At 39.6% G+C, this 17,632-nt stretch carries 20 protein-coding genes; 9 read left to right on the top strand and 11 right to left on the bottom strand.

Annotation, left to right across the window (positions count from 1 at the left end; translation table 11 throughout):
• Positions 1 to 218 precede the first annotated feature (218 nt).
• From MmiHf6_RS02805 to thiE, 9 genes are all read left to right on the top strand, one after another.
• Entirely contained in the window at positions 219 to 815 is a 597-nt protein-coding gene (locus MmiHf6_RS02805) for a DUF367 family protein (protein ID WP_316558192.1), read from the top strand.
• Between the two features lie 70 nt (positions 816 to 885).
• Complete coding sequence (locus MmiHf6_RS02800; protein ID WP_316558191.1) at positions 886 to 2,451, top strand: hypothetical protein; 1,566 nt, start codon at positions 886 to 888, stop codon at positions 2,449 to 2,451.
• 139 nt (positions 2,452 to 2,590) lie between these two features.
• A complete protein-coding gene (locus MmiHf6_RS02795) occupies positions 2,591 to 3,370 on the top strand; it encodes a thymidylate synthase (protein ID WP_316558190.1) in 780 nt (259 codons plus the stop codon).
• 149 nt (positions 3,371 to 3,519) lie between these two features.
• Positions 3,520 to 4,281, top strand: a complete 762-nt coding sequence (cobA, locus tag MmiHf6_RS02790; protein WP_316558189.1) for a uroporphyrinogen-III C-methyltransferase — start codon at positions 3,520 to 3,522, stop codon at positions 4,279 to 4,281.
• Between the two features lie 161 nt (positions 4,282 to 4,442).
• Positions 4,443 to 5,228: a uroporphyrinogen-III synthase gene (locus tag MmiHf6_RS02785; protein ID WP_316558188.1), complete on the top strand. Its 786-nt coding sequence runs from the start codon at positions 4,443 to 4,445 to the stop codon at positions 5,226 to 5,228.
• Positions 5,229 to 5,369: 141 nt separating this feature from the next.
• Positions 5,370 to 5,531, top strand: coding sequence for a hypothetical protein (locus tag MmiHf6_RS02780; RefSeq protein WP_316558187.1), 162 nt, complete (start codon positions 5,370 to 5,372; stop codon positions 5,529 to 5,531).
• The gene (locus MmiHf6_RS02775) at positions 5,528 to 6,187 is read left to right on the top strand and encodes an ATPase (protein WP_316558186.1); all 660 of its coding nucleotides are present in this window, start codon (positions 5,528 to 5,530) and stop codon (positions 6,185 to 6,187) included. Before MmiHf6_RS02780 ends, MmiHf6_RS02775 begins: the two co-directional genes overlap by 4 nt.
• A 204-nt stretch (positions 6,188 to 6,391) precedes the next feature.
• Complete coding sequence (gene thiM, locus MmiHf6_RS02770) at positions 6,392 to 7,267, top strand: hydroxyethylthiazole kinase (protein ID WP_316558185.1); 876 nt, start codon at positions 6,392 to 6,394, stop codon at positions 7,265 to 7,267.
• Positions 7,268 to 7,402: 135 nt separating this feature from the next.
• The gene (gene thiE / locus MmiHf6_RS02765) at positions 7,403 to 8,077 is read left to right on the top strand and encodes a thiamine phosphate synthase (protein WP_316558184.1); all 675 of its coding nucleotides are present in this window, start codon (positions 7,403 to 7,405) and stop codon (positions 8,075 to 8,077) included.
• Positions 8,078 to 8,083: 6 nt separating this feature from the next.
• On the opposite strand, the gene MmiHf6_RS02760 is transcribed toward thiE, so the two are convergent.
• The 11 genes from MmiHf6_RS02760 to MmiHf6_RS02710 form a co-directional block, all read right to left on the bottom strand.
• A complete protein-coding gene (locus MmiHf6_RS02760) occupies positions 8,084 to 9,883 on the bottom strand; it encodes an ATP-dependent nuclease (protein ID WP_316558183.1) in 1,800 nt (599 codons plus the stop codon).
• A 156-nt stretch (positions 9,884 to 10,039) separates the two neighbouring features.
• Entirely contained in the window at positions 10,040 to 10,756 is a 717-nt protein-coding gene (locus tag MmiHf6_RS02755; protein WP_316558182.1) for a heparan-alpha-glucosaminide N-acetyltransferase, read from the bottom strand.
• 414 nt (positions 10,757 to 11,170) lie between these two features.
• Positions 11,171 to 11,725, bottom strand: a complete 555-nt coding sequence (locus tag MmiHf6_RS02750; protein WP_316558181.1) for a hypothetical protein — start codon at positions 11,723 to 11,725, stop codon at positions 11,171 to 11,173.
• 124 nt (positions 11,726 to 11,849) lie between these two features.
• On the bottom strand, positions 11,850 to 12,443 hold the full coding sequence (locus MmiHf6_RS02745) for a cobalt-precorrin-7 (C(5))-methyltransferase (RefSeq protein WP_316558180.1): 594 nt from the start codon (positions 12,441 to 12,443) through the stop codon (positions 11,850 to 11,852).
• Positions 12,440 to 12,793, bottom strand: coding sequence for a hypothetical protein (locus MmiHf6_RS02740; RefSeq protein ID WP_316558179.1), 354 nt, complete (start codon positions 12,791 to 12,793; stop codon positions 12,440 to 12,442). Before MmiHf6_RS02740 ends, MmiHf6_RS02745 begins: the two co-directional genes overlap by 4 nt.
• A gap of 34 nt (positions 12,794 to 12,827) precedes the next feature.
• Positions 12,828 to 13,994 carry a cobalt-precorrin-5B (C(1))-methyltransferase gene (locus MmiHf6_RS02735; RefSeq protein ID WP_316558178.1) on the bottom strand — a complete coding sequence of 389 codons (1,167 nt, stop codon included), beginning with the start codon at positions 13,992 to 13,994 and terminating at the stop codon, positions 12,828 to 12,830.
• Positions 13,995 to 14,021: 27 nt separating this feature from the next.
• On the bottom strand, positions 14,022 to 14,741 hold the full coding sequence (locus MmiHf6_RS02730) for a precorrin-8X methylmutase (protein ID WP_316558177.1): 720 nt from the start codon (positions 14,739 to 14,741) through the stop codon (positions 14,022 to 14,024).
• Between the two features lie 182 nt (positions 14,742 to 14,923).
• Positions 14,924 to 15,721 (bottom strand): precorrin-3B C(17)-methyltransferase, encoded by a 798-nt coding sequence (gene cobJ / locus MmiHf6_RS02725; RefSeq protein ID WP_316558176.1) that lies wholly within the window; start codon positions 15,719 to 15,721, stop codon positions 14,924 to 14,926.
• Complete coding sequence (locus tag MmiHf6_RS02720) at positions 15,690 to 16,043, bottom strand: cobalamin biosynthesis protein (protein ID WP_316558175.1); 354 nt, start codon at positions 16,041 to 16,043, stop codon at positions 15,690 to 15,692. Before MmiHf6_RS02720 ends, cobJ begins: the two co-directional genes overlap by 32 nt.
• Positions 16,044 to 16,131: 88 nt before the next feature.
• The gene (locus tag MmiHf6_RS02715) at positions 16,132 to 16,713 is read right to left on the bottom strand and encodes a cobalamin biosynthesis protein CbiG (protein WP_316558174.1); all 582 of its coding nucleotides are present in this window, start codon (positions 16,711 to 16,713) and stop codon (positions 16,132 to 16,134) included.
• Between the two features lie 166 nt (positions 16,714 to 16,879).
• The gene (locus MmiHf6_RS02710) at positions 16,880 to 17,614 is read right to left on the bottom strand and encodes a cobalt-precorrin-4/precorrin-4 C(11)-methyltransferase (protein WP_316558173.1); all 735 of its coding nucleotides are present in this window, start codon (positions 17,612 to 17,614) and stop codon (positions 16,880 to 16,882) included.
• Positions 17,615 to 17,632 lie beyond the last annotated feature (18 nt).

Here is a 17,632-nt window from a genome sequence, read left to right as displayed (position 1 = left end):
TAAATTAACAAAATTATTTGATTCCATTTGAAAATATATTATGTATTTTATATATTATATATCTTTTGAAATGATGATATTAAATGACAGATTAAATTGATAGGTTGATAGATTAAATGACAGATTAAATGAAGTCAAATCAAAAAATGAAGTCAAATCAAAAGGAATAAGAACAAAGAATAACAACAAAACCGTTGAAATCCGAAAAAGGCGATTGTATGGGTCAGTACAGAAAATCAAATTCTTTTAAATCCGAATTTTTAAAATCCGAAAAATCTGCAAACTCCGCCGTTTCAGGACAAAAAGATGTTCGTCTTTACTTTTATTATGCCAATCAATGCAATCCGAAAAAATGCAGCGGTTTAAAACTTGCAAAATTCGGTTTGGCGCAGAAATACGAAAATCTCGGCGAAACGCCCAAAGGCGCGATTCTCATGGACCCGACAGCTGAACAGGCACTGTCGCGCGCCGACAGTCTGAAAAAAGGCATCGTCGTTTTGGATTGTACATGGGAACATTTTGAAGAAACGCTTCCGCTTCTCGGAAAACTCGATCTTCAAAGACGCGCGCTCCCGTATCTTTTGGCGGCAAATCCGATCAATTTCGGCCGCCCGTTTCGTCTCAATTCAGCGGAAGCATTCGCGGCCGCGCTTTACATAACGGGACAAAAAGAACAGGCTGAAAAAGTTTTATCCAAATTCACATGGGGACATACATTTTTTGAATTGAATGAAGAACCGCTCAACGATTACGCCGCCGCCAAAAACAGCACGGAAGTCGTTGAAGCGCAAAAAATGTACATAGATATAGATTAAATTCGAAAACCACCATTTTTATACTATCTGATCCATAAAAATAAAAATTGTTTGAACGGAATAGATTTAAATGACAGATTTTAACACATTAAAACAAAATGTAAATTCACTCTCAAACGAAACTAAAATATCTATATTGGGTTTGATTCTTGCAGTTTATTTTTTAGGGTTTACAAATATAATCATAACGGCTGCAGCTGTTTTGATCATTTTAATAATCATCCTTGTTAAAATTAATGACAATATGATTCAGCTGATTGCCGACGGTGCCGTTTTTTTGGCAGGAAGCATGGCTCTTTTGTCGCTTTACGGCGCAGCAATCGCCTTTGATAAAACAGATGGGATTTTATCGGAATCCTATTCTTACCCGCTTCTTTTCGGTATTTTCTTTGTTTCATTTTATCTGTTTTTTGTTGGTATAAACAAAATAAAAGAAAACATGAAATATAAAAAAAATCTGAAAGGAGAACAAAAAACGATCGGATTAACGCTTCTTTTTTGTATTCTGACAATCCTTTCGGCAGCTTCAATTTATATTTTTGAAAATCCGCTTTTCCTTTCCAAATTTGCCGCATTTCTTATACTCGGAATCGCAATCCCTGTTTTTGTGTTTTATGCCATGTATGTGTGTTTGTTTTGGAAAATAATCCCGAGCGTTAAAAGCATCACTTGGCTTCCTTATTCATTATTTTTTGTCAACATTCTAACATTATGGATCGGTCTTGTTCATCCAATCGGAAAATATTTTCCCGAAATAGATTTGACATTTATTAACGTTCATGCAAACGATTTTTATGAGCTAATCGTTGCAGGAATCACAGTTTCATTTTTGTTCATGATAAGCATTTTCTTATTCTCAAAATTATTTTTGATTTTTCAAAAGTTTATTCAAAATCAAAACGGCCGGAATAATTTAAAAAAAATGCTGAATGAACAAAGTTCTGAAATTAAAATCAGTTTTTACGGGTTGATCACCATCTTCTTTTTAGTAATAACAAATCCGATTGTTGCGATTTTTCGGAATAACTTTATTTTAAAAACCGGAAGAGTCAATTACTTTATTACTCATACTTTAGATCTGAAAATGAGATTGGCATCATATGATTATAATATGTATTTCACTGTCCTGCTTGCCGGTTTATTTATCGGTGTTATTATATTTCTCGGAATGCAAATCGTTAAAAAACAGAAAATCACATTCAATTTTAGTCTTTTTCCAATCCTATTTTACAGTCTCATCTCAACTGTTATCATTTTCTTCATGTTTGCAGCTGATGCATTTATGTTCATTCCTTTAATGAATCCCGATCCTTATTATGATGATCCTCCGATTATCGGCATTACTGTGTGTTTGATCATATTTTTTACAATTTATTGGTATAAAATTAAAAAAATGAGTTTTAAGCCAACAGATATTTTGGTGACAGCATGTTTTATTTTTTTAGTCACTCTCTTTACAATTGTCACGTCCATGCCAATCGGTGCAGCATTCGGATTTATATATAAATTCAGCCCGCCGCTTCATTATTTGATTATAAAATTGGTCTCATTTGTTCTTTCCATTTTTGTTTTTGAAATCGGATTCAGAATTATCGGAAAAAAGAAAAAGAGTAAGTCAGAAATGAAATCAGTTTGAATTACAAATTTAAAAAGAAATGATTAAAAAATGTAAAAAATAATTAATTTTCCTCATAAAATTATTAAATCAGAATGTGGTTTTATCAGTCACACACTTTTAATATTTCATTGACCTTACTAAACGAATTGGTGTAAATATGAAACCGTCCTCATTGACTTTTGTGAAAACGTATTCCGGCGAGAACATTGATTCTTTGTACAAAAGAATCACGGAAGATATCGTTCTTGACGGCAAAGATATCACATTCGGGCATGCCGGCGAGCCCAAGCGCGCCCGCGAAATCTTTGCAGTCATTCAGATCTACGGAAAAGCGATTGACGACGTTTTAGCAGGAATCACGCCTGAAAATTTCAGATGGGCGGGCGACAAAATCACAGATTATCAGGACAGTTTTCTTGTGCCGCTCTGCGATGTCGGAAAGCGTCAGGGCGATGACACCGATTTTGAATACACTTACATTGAACTGATGCGCAAATTCCAAACGATCGAAGGCGAAATCGATCAGATGGAAGTTTCCAAAGAGAAATTAGAGGAAAATCTGCAAACCAAGATTCAGTCCAATCAAAATGTCGGAACGATTTATCATCCCATGTATTGGAATTCCCACAATCCGCCGTGCTTTAACTGGTATCAGGTTCGATTGCTTGATGACAATCAGGTTTCACTTCGATTGCTGTTCCGATCCAACGATTACGGCGACGCTGTTTGGGCCAATCTTTGCGGAATCGCAAAAGCATTCGACGAACTTGTCATCAAACCTGCCGGCTGCGAATTGGTTGAAATCATTTTAACATCTACGTCCGCGCACATTTACGCGAACGAAGCGGATTTGGCAAAGAAAGTTTCCGGCTTTGACTGGGACCGCGAAGCAAATGAAAAGAAGTCACCGATTTTAAGACTTCTCGGACACAAATAATTTATTTCAATTTATTTCGTCCGATTCCTTTATTTATTTGATTTGTTCAATTTGATTCATTCAACTCAATTCATTCAACTCAATCCATTCAATTTAATCCATTCACTTTCATTTTATCATTTATTGCGTTTACAGAGAGGAAATATAATATGTCTGAAAAATACGGTAAAGTTTATTTGGCGGGCTCGGGTCCGGGAGATCCCGATTTGCTGACGGTGAAAGCCCGCCGTCTCATTGATGAAGCCGATGTCGTGATTTACGATCAGCTTCCCGGCGAAGCGATTTTAAGTTTAATTCCCGAAAAAACAGAAAAAATCGACGCGGGAAAATATTCCGGAAACCACACGCTGACGCAGGATAAAATCAATGAAGCAATCATTGAAAAAGCGAAAGAAGGCAAAACCGTCCTGCGCCTCAAAGGCGGCGACCCGTACGTTTTCGGGCGCGGCGGCGAAGAAGCTGAAGAGCTTGTCAAAGTCGGCATTGAATTTGAAGTCGTCCCCGGAATCACTTCCGCCGTTGCCGCTCCGGCTTACGCGGGCATTCCCGTGACGCACAGAAACAGCAATTCCATGGTGACATTCATTACCGGTCACGAAGACCCGACCAAAGAAGAAACCGGACTTGACTGGGAGCTGCTTGCGAAATTTGACGGCACGCTTGTGATTTTTATGGGCGTTAAAATGCTTGAACGCAACTGCGGCGAACTTCTCAAATACGGAATGGATCCGAAGACGCCGGTTGCGCTTGTCGAAAAAGGCACCCGCCCCGATCAGCGCGTGACAATCGGAAAGCTTGAAAATATTGCCGCTTTGGCTGAAGAGCGAAATGTGAAAGCGCCGGCGATTACGATTATCGGAAATGTCGTTAATCTGCATGACATTTTGGGCGAACAGCATTCGAATTATTGAAATTTGAAATTAAAATAAAATTGAAATGTAAAATTAAATTGAAAAGTAAAATTAAATTGAAAAGTAAAACCGAAAAGTAAAATTTAACTGAAAAGTACAACTGAAAAATAAAATTAAATCGGAATGAGAGAAAACGAATCAGGAGAGAAGGAGAGAGTTTGATGGATAAAAGACCCGTTCTTGCAATTATGCGCCCCGAAACTTATACGGACGCGTCAGAAGATGTGGCCGCAGCGGCAGGATTTCAGCCGTTTTCCGTTCCGGTTGTAACGCTTAAAGGAATGAAAGACGATTTTTTTGACGGTTTTGTCAAACGCGTTCTCTCTCAAAAAACGGATATTGTTATTTTTACAAGCGCAAACGGCATTGAATATACGCTGAAAAATTTAGACGGCATCTCCGCCGACGACTTTTTGGAAGCTTTGAAAAAGATTCAAATCGTTGCCATCGGTCCGACGACAAGAAAGAAATTGGAAAGCTTTGGCTTGACAAGTTCGCTCATGCCCGGGGAATACAGTTCCGTCGGTCTTGTCAACGATATGGGAAAAGATGTTGCCGGAAAAGTTATTGACATTCCGAGAAGTTTTTACGGTTCTGTCGTTTTGGTTCAAGGCTTGATTGATGCCGGCGCAACCGTTCATCAAACGCATGTTTACACGCTTGATGTTCCCGAAGGCGCTCTTCAGGACGAATTGATTGAAAAAACATTGGCCGGCGAAATTGACGCTTTCGCGTTTACAAGCACGATGATGGTGAAGAATTTCATGGCGCTCGCCGACAAAACGGGTGACCGGGATGCTGTTATTGAGAAATTGAATGACGCTGTTGTCGGCGCAATCGGTTATCCGACGGCTCAAACGGTTGAGAGTTTTGGCGTTTCCGTTGATGCTGTTCCCGAAGAATTTACGTTTGAAGCATTGGTTGACGTGATGAAAGAGAAGATGTAATCGAGAATCTGTGAGATGTAATGTTAATTCAAAGATTGTTCATTTTAATTAATCATTTTCAATAATGTTAAATATGAGAAAAAAGCAAATTTAATGTGAACAGTAAGTTAAGAAATATTTTATAAACACGGAGTTATCAACATGGTTCAATTCAAATTTACAGAGAGGTCAAAAACGATTCATGGCGTCATGAAAGACTTTAAAGTTGTTCCTTTCAAAGATGTTGAAAAAACATTGGACAAAGCTTCTCGAAAGGCATTTTCTGATAAAAAATGCGAAAAGTTTGAAGCGGCAGAAGCATGAGTCGTTTTTTTAAAGAAATTTTTGTATTTGCAGGACCGAACGGTTCCGGTAAATCAACAGTTATTAAAGCTTTTTTAGAGAGCGGGGCTTGTCCTGATGAATACATTTGTCCCGACAATCTTGTTCCTGTTGACAAAAAAGAAGATCCGGCTGCTTATATGGAAGCCATGATTTTGGCAGAAGAACAGCGAATGGAGAATTTGAATTGCGGGAAATCGTTTACGTTTGAAACTGTTTTATCAACCGAGTCAAAGATTGATTTCTTAAAAAAAGCAAAAGAGAAAGGTTTTAGGATTACGGCTATTTATATTACAACTTGTAACCCGAGAATAAATTACGAACGCGTCACGATTCGTAAAAAACAAGGCGGTCACGGTGTTCCGAAAGATAAAGTTTATTCTCGTTATGATAAATCCATGAAACTGATGGCTGACGTTATAGATCTTGCAGATGAAGCAGAGGTTTATGACAATTCTTTCAGTTATCCCATTCAAGTTTTTGAAAAGAATGAATACGCTGAAGTTATTCTTTTAAACCGTGAGCAGCGCAACAGATGGGTGGATGAGTTTATTACAAAACCGCTGATGAAAAAAATGGTTTTGATCCACGAAGATTTGACATGCGCAGAAACGGAAGCTGCCAGAAACAGAGATTAATTGATATTAAGTCCTGAGATTAAGTCCTGAGATGAACGTGATTTAATCCATTAATCATCTTGTTTGTCATCTTATTTTCATCTTATTTTCATCTTATTTTCATCTTATTTTCATCTTATTTTCATCTTATTTTCATCCATTCATTATTTTTATATAATATAATCAAGAGTAATCGCCATTTTAATATTTCATGAGGCTACTTCTATGACGCTCAAACTTTCAGAAAATATGAATAAAGCATCCGCCGAGTCATTGATCGCTGTCAAACAAAAAATTCCGCTCGTCCACTGCATCACCAATCGTGTGACGATTACGGACTGCGCAAACGGCGTTCTCGCTTGCGGCGCCGCACCCATCATGGCCGAAGACACACGTGAAGTCGAAGACATCACATCTATTTCTCAAGCGCTTGTCCTCAACATCGGAACGCTCATGCCGCTTCAGATTGAAGCGATGCTCAAGGCCGGAAAAAAAGCCAAACAAATCGGCGTTCCTGTCATTTTGGACCCTGTCGGCGCCGGCGCAACCAAGCTGCGCGATGAAGTTTCCAAGCAAATCATTGATGAAGTCAAACCCGACATTATTCGCGGAAATATGTCTGAAATCCGCGCGCTTTACGGCTTTGCCGGTCACACAAAAGGCGTTGAAGCTGCCGCATCTGATGCTGTGACGATGGAAAATGCTGCTGACGCTGCGGTGATTGTGAAAGAAATGGCCGACAAATTTGATTGCGTCGTCGGCGCAACAGGGGAAGTGGATATCATTTCCGACGGCAAAACAACTTATTTTGTTGCCAACGGTCATCCGATGCTCTGCAAAATCACCGGCTCCGGCTGTGTTTTGAGTGCTTTGACGGGCGCTTACGCGGGTGCTGCTCCCGAGAAGTCAAAAGAAAAAATATTGGACGCGGTTGTCGGCGCGTTTGTTTTAAGCGGCATGGCGGGCGAATATGCTTACGCCGAAGTTGAAAAAGCCAAGGCGGGAACGGGAACTTTCCATGCCAAATACATGGACGCGCTCAATCTGATCGATGCCGACGATTTCAGAAAAAATGCGAAAATTTATGTTGATGAAGTGTGATTTGATTTATTCAAATCACTTTAATCTTTCAATTTAAATTCAATTATTTCAAATTCAATTCATTCAATCAATTCATTTAATTAATTCATTCAATTCAATCAAATTCAAAACTTTTTTTCACCGGCGGCTGAAATTATGACGGAAGAACCTGCAGTTTATTTTGTCAAAAAAGACAAACGAAAAACCGATTATTCGCTTTATCTCGTGACCGATCGGTCAATTTGTCCGCCCGACCAATTTTTAAATCGAATCGAACAGGCGGTAGAGGGCGGCGTCACGATTGTTCAGCTGCGAGAAAAAGATGCTTCATCTCTTGATTTTTACAATTATGCGGTTGAAGTTTCGTCTCTTTTGAAAAAAATGCGCAGCGTGAGCGGGCGCAAGGTTCCTTTTTTGATTAATGATCGTTTGGATATTGCGCTGGCGGTTGATTGCGACGGGGTTCATGTCGGACAGGATGATTTGCCTGTTGCTGTTTGCAAACGGTTGTTGGGACCCGGGAAGATTTTGGGCGTTTCCGTCGGGACTGTTGAGGAGGCTTTGTTGGCTGAGAGGGACGGTGCTGATTATTTGGGGGTTGTTGCTTTTCAAACGGGGACGAAACCTGAGGCATCGTCTGTTTCTTTGGATGTTTTTAGAGAAATAAAAGCGGCTGTTTCTATTCCTATTGTTGCAATCGGCGGAATTAATTTGGAGACTTTACCTCTTTTATCTGGTCTTGAGATTGACGGGGTTGCCGTGGTTTCGGCGATTATGGGGGAAGAGGATGCGAAAGGAGCGGCTGAAAAATTAAATGAATTAATTATTTAACTCAATTTATTCTTTGATTTTTTCATTTAAAGAAATTATAAAATCAAAATATTGTTCCTCCAAATCAGATATTGAGAGATTTGAGTACAAATCTATTTTGATTTCCATCATAATTTCTTTTATTTTCTTTGAATCATTAGTACATTCTTTAACCCAATCTTTAATGTAATCAACTCTTTTAAATTGAATTTTTGAAAATTCATTATAATCAAACTCTTTTGTTAATTGAGGAGTGTTTTGCCTTGAATTCTCAATTGAATTTTTGAAAGAAGAATGTTTCACAAAATCTTCCAATGTAAAAATATTTTGTATGAAATCCCCGTACATATACCAAGGACCCAAACATCTATCTTGGTCAATATAATCTTTCTTAGATCTTTTAGCAATATCATCTGAATCACTTATTACAAAATAATTTCGATTTGCTAACTCCAAAATTTTTGCGATGGGAGTAATATTTGAAACACCGGTTGAAAAAGTTAATCCGAAATTTCTTATTTGATCGGGAATTCTTGAATCATTTGAAGATAAAACCATTTTTAAAACTTCTTGATCAGACCAACCTTCAAAGATTAAATTATTTTCTTTTAAAGTTTCAAAAGTTGAATATCCCAATGCTCTATAAATGACCTCATCATCAGTAATATTGGATTTTTCAACTCTTTTTACAACGGTTTCCTCTTTTAACTTTTTTACAATGAAATGTCGATCAGGTTTTTTCGAGTCAATCATAAAAATAGAATGTGTCGAATAAAATACAAGATTTTTTGATGACATTTTTATAAGCTCTTCAGTTAAATATCGTTGCCCTGAGATGTGAAGATTTATATCAGGCTCATCGACGATAATAATAGACTCTTCGATTTCTCCGTGTTTAACTTTAGCAGATAATGATAATAAAAATGCGATGAATCTTTTGAATCCGTCACTTCTTTGATCACAATCATATTTGTTTTCTTCATCTTGTATGTGAATATTTAAATTCTCACCATCTAATGACAAATGAAATTTAATATTTCCATAGTCTCGCCAAACTTCGTTTAGATAATTTGTACTATTGACTGAAACTTTATCTAAGATATTTTCTAATGCATTACGCCGTCCATTTCTTGCTTCTGTAATTACTTTTTGTATATCCTTATATCCCGTAAGGTAAAACATTGACTTGAGAGGAAGGCAAATTGATGGATTTTGTTGGAACTGCAACAAATTAATTGTATTTGGAAGCAGATGTTTTTCATCATATTTCCAATATACAATTTCAGGTAAGTTTCCCCGAATAAATTGAGTAATTGTAGTAGAAACGATATCTTCTAAAGAATCAATATATTGAAAATCCCCAGGATTCTTAAAAATTAATGATTTTTTAGTAATTTCATTAATTGAATTTACAATAATTCCTCGACTCTTGTTTTTTAGATCATAAAAGCAATATCCTACATTGAAATCTGTGATATATTCTGCTAATATGCTCCATTGACTTCTTATATCATCTATGAAACTTGGAGGGAATATATTGTTAGCAATTAAAGACTCTTCAATAAAACCCAACATATCCCTGATTTCAATTTCACTACATTTAAAATAATAATTTATAAACGCTTCTTCAACTGGTTCTTCCTGTTTTCCCTCAAATCTAATATCATCATTTGAAAAATCATCCGAATTAAGTAAAGAAATAGCTTTTAATATATTCGATTTTCCACTTTCATTAATCCCTACAAAAATTTGACATTTGGGATCTGTATCAATAATTAGAGATTTGATTGACCTAAAATTTTTAATTTCAATTTTCGAAAGAAACATAAAATCACCATAAAACACAGAAATATTTTTAGATATTAAAAATAATATTATAAAAAATATCTTATTTCAGAACGATTAAATTAATTCAACTAACATTAAAACCCCAATAATAACCGGCTGATGCCCCAAATAAATAATCAAAGAATGCCTCCCAATCTATGAAACCCGCTTCAAAAACGGAGGCTCATTTTTCAAAAACTCAAATGAAAAACGACGAACGCCGCGAGGATACAACCAAGCCCCAACCGCAACTCCCAATAAAACAACGCCGAACCAAGGAAACAACGGCTCATAATCCAGCGAATAAAACCCGTAAGGATGAATTCCCAAAGGAATCAGCCAAATCGGTCCGTTTATTTTTTCAACAACTTCGCCAAGCAAAATAACGATGATTCCAAAAAACAGAGGAATCAACCATGCCGCCTTTTCTTTATATTTTCCCAAATCCTGCGCCTCTTTTGTAAAACTCAAAAGGAAAGGAACGGCGAGAATCGTTGAAATTCCGATGAGATGAAGAACGCCGAACAAGATTGCGCCGTCGTGCGGATAAATCCAAGTGACCGCCGTGATTAAAAGACCGGCGGCAAAAAGGAAGGCGCCTCTTTTGATAAATTTTTTCGTTAAAGTTCCGGCATCTTTTGTTTTGGAAGCGGCGAGGGAGAGAGAAACGCCGGCGATTCCGATAAACATGATCGTAATCGGAAAACCATAGCGCTGCTGCGGCCAAAACCGGTAAGGCATATCCCAAAGACCGAAGTAGTCGAGGTCGAAAAGAAAATGGCAGATGACCATGAGGATGACGGTGATTCCGCGGAAAGCGTCGAGTTCAAAATATCTGTGAGAATTTGATTTCGTTTGAAGTTTGTGAAGCAAAATTTCAGATCCCGATTTTGAAATAAATGTAATAGAGAAATTCGATTTCATTTATAATTTATCATAATTTATCTTTGGGTTCAGTTGTCAAGGATTATTTGACAACTCTTTGAGTTGTAAAAAACGGGATGAAAAGGAAACTATCCGGAATTTCCGGAGAGTTCAAAATCAACTATTAAGAAATACTTAACAGTTCAAAATCAGTTATCCGGAATTTCCGGACACTTAACAAAAATTTAAGAAAATAAAAACAATTTTTCAAAATAATCAAATTATTTCTTTTTCCATGGGAAAAAATTGTCTTTCAATGCTGTTGTTTCATCAAATTTATTTGTATGGAAAATTGAATCACCGGGTTTACTGCCGTTTTTGGAAGATTTTGGTTCTTTTTGAGTTTTTGCGTTTGAATTCATATTAACTTCCTCTGTGTAATATAATTAATAATGTTATCAAATAAATAAGTATGGTCAAAATCGAGAAACTGAATGAAACGGCTGATAATTTCATCAATCTTGAACGTGTATTATTTGAATCATTTTTAAAATTATAAAGCTCATTCAGATTTTTAAGCCACCAATCATCTGCTGTTTCCAGTGATTCGAAATACATAAAATTGTAAATGGATTCAATATCTTTCAAACCATAGTGTTGGTACCGCCACTGAGCTGCAACTGTAAACAACATACTGATGATTAAAAACATCAATGAAATGCCGATAAACAAGAAAACAACAGATGAAGGAAGCTTTGTATAATCCAATAAAATCGGAACAGCAGCAAGAAGCATGACGAAAATAATAGAAAATCCTGTCAGCATGTAACCGGATTGTGTAATCAAGCTTTGTTCTCTTTTCTCTTCCAATTCAAAAGAAAAAAGACCCATCCTTATGATTTCCGATTTCATTTGGTTGGATGAATCAGGTTCTTCACTTTCTTTGTTATCTTCATTTTCTGAAAATTGCTGCTCCATGGAAAATGAAATTTCGAGAAAGTAGTTAACGGATTCGATTTTTTCAAAAAAGAAAAGTTCATATAGTGAATTTATTTGTCGGAGAAGAATTTAACAAAAAATGAAGTAAAACGTGAAGATTGTTTTATTTCAAAACAATCATCAACCCGTACAATTCAGATTCAGGAATCGGAGGATTCTCAACATCACCCTTCATAACTTTTTCTTCAGGATACCCGAGTTCTTCCAATGAATAAACATCCGCTTCAACAGATAATTCCTTCAAAACAGAACAAACTTCAATTGCTCCAAATTTTTCATCCGGCAGCAAAAAAATATTTTTCCCGAGCTTCACTTCTCGAATCAATTCATCACGAGCAGAATCAATTTCTTTTCTCCCATGAGCAGTGACACATGAAAAATTCGTTAAATTCACTTTCAAACGAGCGCAAGCCACTTGAAAAGAAGAAATTCCCGGAATCACAACATCATTAACTGTAGCAAATTTGCCGAGCCCCGAAAACATCGGATCGCCCGTTGACAAAATGACAGCATCGGCGGGCAAAAGATGAATATTTTTGTAATCCTTAATCGTATCAATCGGCGTATTTTCGAGAATATATTTTTGCGCAAGCTCCAAAGCGCGGCCCGAACCGTAAACAATCGAAGCGTTTTGAATCGCTGCAATTCCCTCTTCCGTAAGCATTCCCGGACCCACGCCGACGCCGACCACAATCATTTATTTTCCTCCGATTCATTCAGATGATTTTCAGATTCAGAACCGGATTCGCTTTCCGCTTCGTTTTCATCTTCGAATTCTTCTTTATTTTCATCATCTTCTTCATAAATCAATTCAACCGTTTCATCTTCAAGTTCATCAAAAGGCAGACCGCCGGGCTCCCCGCCGCCGCGCGCATAATAAACGGCGAATACAACCAATATTATTCCGGTGATAATGAAAACGATCGGCGCTTTAAAATCCGTCAAAGATGCCGTGTCCAAATTTGAAATAATAATATAAATGCTCCACCACGCAAGACCAAAACCGAGCGCGCCGAGAATAATTGCCGGAATAATTTTTCGATCCATTTTCATCTCTCCGATTTTTCGATTCACTGTCAGTTCAATTTTTCATCAAATAATCAAACTCACCCTTGCTGTCCATCAAAACAAGCCCTTCGCGGTCAATGACAACAATTCTGGCGCCCTTTCCTTTCTTGATGCACATTTCAAACGCCTGCTTCAAAAGCGGATTCGTCGGATCTTTTTCAATCACTTCAACGACTGTCGCAAAACCGCTGTCTTTGAGCATATCCGGATTTCCCCACTTCAAAACAAGGCCGGGCAAACCGCAGACAACAATTTCTTCAGCCGACACAGCCGCGTCGATTCCTTCAGAAATTCGACTGCCGACCATCACAATTTCGTAGCCGGGAAAAAGCATGCTTGATGTCGCCATTCCTTGGCGTCCCGTTGTCAGAACCAGCCGCTTCGCATCCTGAATCAAAACATCTTTCATTTCACCGAGATGATCATTCCAAGGCTCAACGAAACCCGTCGTCCCGAGAACGGAAATGCCGCCGACAATGCCGATTCTTTCATTCAGCGTTTTCTTGCTGAGTTCAACGCCGTCGGGAATGTAAATACTGACAATCAAAGCGGATTCTTTTTTCACACAGATTTCATCATAAAGACCGACTTCTCTGAGACCTTCTTTAACCGATTCGCGAATTTGAGCGAGGGGTTTTGGATTGATTGCATATTCGCCGACGCGCGTTTCAAAGCCGGCACGCCGAATGATTCCGACACCGATTCCGCCCGTGATTAAAATATTATCAACGGCATTACCCGCCGCAAATTCGGGATCGTTCAAATTCGTTTTTTGAACTTTCGCGCAAAAAAGAACATTTCGGGTAATATCGGATTCATGATCGTTGTAAACTTTTCGAACGCCGGCATCACCGTCTTTTGCAAATTCGACTTTAAGTTCGGCGCGAAGACCAATCGGCGTCGGCACCGTAATGACTGTTCCTGCAACGGGATTTGCAACAGGATCTGCAACGGCAGCTCCAATCGCTTTTGCGCCCGAATCTTTGCCGAGTGAAAGCACTGCCGCTTTGGCCGCTGCCGCCGCCGTTGTTCCCGTCGTAAAACCGCGTTTTAAGAAAGACCCGTCACTTAAAACAACAACAAGCCCGCGAGTGACTAAATCTTCAACTTCCGCTCTCGGAAGCGGGGATTTTTCAATCCATTCCTCGGGGATTTCAAAATCATTGACGGGATCTCTCATGCTATCTAAAATGATTTATAATTGGATTTACTGCTTCTTCTTTTCATTCGCGATCGCGATGATTTCATTGACACAGGCAACCGCCATCGGCGTTCCGCCGCGGGTTCCGACGCACGTAATCGACGGAATCGGAATTTCCATGTCTCTGACGATTTCCTTGGATTCTGCAGCGTTCACAAAACCGACAGGCGTTGCAACGATCAAAGCGGGCCTCAAACCTTTTTCGATCAATCTTGAAACCGTAATCGCAGCCGACGGCGCGTTTCCGATTGCAATGATGGCACCGTTTAATCTGTCGCGGCAGGCCAAATAGCCCGCGGAAGTTCGCGTGATGCCGTATTTCTTGGCGATTTCAGCGTCTTTGTCTTCATCCAAAACACAAATAATTTCAGAATTGTGACCGCTGCGGGTAATTCCCGCTTTCACCATGCTGATGTCCGTAAAAATCGGAGCGCCTTTTTCGATTGCATCAACGCCTGCCGCAATCGGATCATGACGGAATTCCATGATATCTGCAACAGAAATGTCGCCGGTTGCAACCGCGCAGCGCTGGCGGATTCTGTCCTCAGGCGTTTTGTTGCCGACAACGCCTTCAATGTACGTGCGGCTCTTCATGTAAATGGTTTTGGCTTCATCCGTTCCCGCGCCGAAATCCTTGCAGGAATCGGCAAAAGCCTGATCAATTTCAATCGTGACGACCGCGAGTTCATCCAGCGTGCCGTAGTTTTTGTTTGTGTCCGTAGTCATGAGTTTTCCTCAAAATAATTTGATAATAAAGATTGAAAGCGTTCATTTATGAACTTATTGAATCATTCATCGATTTATTTTCGATTCATCATTTCGATTTGTTTTTGATTCATCATTTTATCGATTTATTTTTGATTCATTCAGTTTGTCATCGATTTGTTTTCGATTCATTCATTCGTTCATCAATATTCATACTTTCTGTGATAACCGCGCGGCGTAATGATACGGTCGCCGTTCGGGCTGCACCAGATCCTGGAATCGCTGTTGCAGATAATGATTGCCGTTCTCATGTCGACCCAGTCGTTGTATTTCAAAACTTCACCGAGCGTCGTCACGATATATTCCTGTTCGTCGCCGCGAAGCGCGTTCTTAACGAGTCCGACCGGAACCGAATCATCTCTGTGCTTGCGGACGATTTCAATCGCGCGCTCAAAGTTGGACGTTCTTTGACGGCTTTTCGGATTGTAAAGCGAAATGATAAAGTCGGCGCCTGCCGCTGCCGAGAGTCTTTTTTCAATGACTTCCCAGGGCGTGAGCAAATCGCTTAAACTGATCGTTGCCGCGTCAACGACAACGGGCGCGCCGAGAACGCTGGCCGCCGCAAGCATTGCGGTGACGCCCGGAACGACTTCGATGTCGACATCCAAATTGTTGCTTTCAGCGACTTCAATCACGATTCCGGCCATGCCGTAAACGTTTGCGTCACCGCCGCTGACCATCACGGCGATATTGTCTTCTGCAAGCTTCACCGCTTCTTTGGCGCGGTCAACTTCCTTGCCCATGCTGCTGCGGTAAATGTTCTGCGTCGTCAGCAAATCTTCGATCTGATCCAAATAAGTATCATTTCCGAGAACATAATCGGCATTCAAAATAACGTCTCTTGCATACACTGTCAGCTGCTCGACCGAACCCGGACCGATTCCGACAATGTACAACTTTCCTTTCTTTTCACTCTGCGATGGCAATCGTAACTCTCCCATAAACTTGTTTCTTTAAAATTAATTTTTTATGATTTGATAAAGCTAAAGCAGCCGGCTCGGCAACGCCTTTTAAACCGAATCTTCCGGCCTCTGATTCCGATTCGGGATCGGTTTCATTCAAAACATCGTCGTCTAAAAACCGAATTTCTTTTCCCAACGTTTGAACCGCGCTTAATAATCCTGCCTCGTCCGCTTTCAAAACGGAAGACGCAAAACAGTCAATGTCAGACATCGAAAGATTCAAATCGGAAAGAACAGCGCTGACAGCATCTAAAACTTCCTGTTCCGTCACGCCGCGGCGAGCACCGATTCCGATAATCATTCAACCACACAACATTTCCGTTTGTTTTTGTTTTTATTTTTATTTAGAATTTTGACGTTCATTTTTGTTTATGAATTTTGGCATTCATTTATTCATTAATGCCGTTTTCATTAATGCCGTCAATTTCATCAAGCGTCGCAGTCGTTCCGTCTTTTCGTTTCACGAGGACGGAAACGTTTTCATCGACAACGATGATTTTCGGGCCTTTCACTTCCAGCACTTCAACATCCCTGTCAAGCAAAGCGCAATTCACTTCAATCGTTGACTTTCGGTTTCGAACGTCGCAGCCGAGTTTCTCGGCAATGCCTTCAACAGACGGTTTTTGATGAACTTCCGTTGCCGTCGTAATGACTGGAACAGCGCCGAGTTCCGCGATTTTGCGCGCGACATCGTTTCCGCCGTGATGGCCGCCGAGGACGGGAATCGCAAAATTCAATCCGGAATCAACAACGATCAATGCCGGGTCTTCCCATTTGCTGCCCAAATACGGCGCGATTTCGCGAACGGCGATGCCGGTTGCAAAAACAGCGACAACGGCGTTATAATTTGAAAAAATGTCTTTGAAAATGCCTTTTTCATAAAGAACGACCTCCCCGTTCAAATGATCGGCCAGCTTTTGAGCAACTTCCATATTGCGCTCAAACGTGACAACAGCAACTTTCAAATCCATAATTTATCCTGCTTTTTCAACCGATTTACATTGATTTTTCAAAATTTACATTGAATTTTCAATCAATATTTTATTGGTTTTCAATAATTTTTATTGATTATTTTTAATCAATTACAATCAAATTTTCATTGATTTTTTCAACATTTTTATTGATTTTTTAATGATTTCAGTCTAACGGGCCCTGTTTCACGCCGTAAAGATAAGATTTCGCGTAATTTTTCGGATCAACAACGTCGCCGATAATGATCATTGCCGATCTCTTAATGCCGGCGTCTTTGACTTTTTGGGCGATATCGTCAACCGTTCCGCGAATTACTTCCTGGTTTTCCCATGACGCGTGGAAAACGACTGCCGCCGGAGTATCTCTCGGACATCTGACCTTTTCCATGATTTCTTCAATCTTCTGCGTTCCCAAAAAAATCGCCATTGTACAGCCCATTTCTGAAAATTCGGGGATCTGATCTTTTTCAAGCGTGGTTCCCGCAGGTCTTGTAATAATCAAGGAGTCTGAAACATTGTTCAGCGTAAATTGCGTTTCAAGCGCTGCCGCCACCGCAAACACGGAGGAGACGCCCGGAACGCGCTCGGCGGTGATGCCGTACGGTTTTAATTCTTCCGTCTGCTCGACAATCGAGCCGTAAAGCGCAGGGTCGCCGCTGTGCAGGCGCACTACGAATTTGCCTGCGTTGACCGCGTCGACTGTCAGCTTCGTCGTCTCATCCAGCGTCAAACCGTAGCTGTCGACGCATTCACCTTTCGTGTATTCCAAAACTTTCGGGTTCACAAGCGAGCCCGCGTAAATCACCAAATCGGCTTTCTCAAGGAGTTCTTTTCCTTTGACCGTTATCAATTTTTCATCGCCCGGACCGGCGCCGACAATATAAATCTTTTTTTCACTCATTTAAATCACTTTTAAATC

Source organism: Methanimicrococcus hongohii (assembly GCF_032594095.1).
Taxonomy (GTDB): Archaea; Halobacteriota; Methanosarcinia; order Methanosarcinales; family Methanosarcinaceae; genus Methanimicrococcus; species Methanimicrococcus hongohii.
The sequence above is the reverse complement of the archived record's forward strand: the minus strand, read 5'-3'. Positions and strand labels throughout refer to the sequence as shown.